The 203-nt window shown below is 54.2% G+C and carries 1 protein-coding gene; it reads right to left on the bottom strand.

Translation table 11 applies throughout. The features are described from left to right. A partial coding sequence (locus ACO0LN_RS30515) for a hypothetical protein (protein WP_422980541.1) occupies positions 1-203 on the bottom strand: 203 nt, incomplete at both ends.

The following is a 203-nucleotide window of genomic DNA, read 5'->3' as shown; positions in this document are numbered from 1 at the left end:
ACCAGTGTATCGTTACCTGTACCCAGGTTGATCGTGTCTGTAACAACGCGAGCAACTGCAGTCGCTGTGGACTGTGCATTCAGGTTCACACCGTTTTCTGTCACGTTGTAAGTACCGGCAACATAGTTACCCAGCAATACCACGCGGTCATTACCAGCACCCAGGCTCAGGAAGTTGGCGCCACGGGCCAGAGTCACGTCCAG

The sequence above is a fragment of the Undibacterium sp. TC9W genome (assembly GCF_049339865.1).
In the GTDB taxonomy this organism is placed as follows: Bacteria; Pseudomonadota; Gammaproteobacteria; order Burkholderiales; family Burkholderiaceae_D; genus Undibacterium.
Note: the sequence above shows the minus strand (reverse complement) of the source record. Positions and strands in the feature narration are given on the sequence as shown.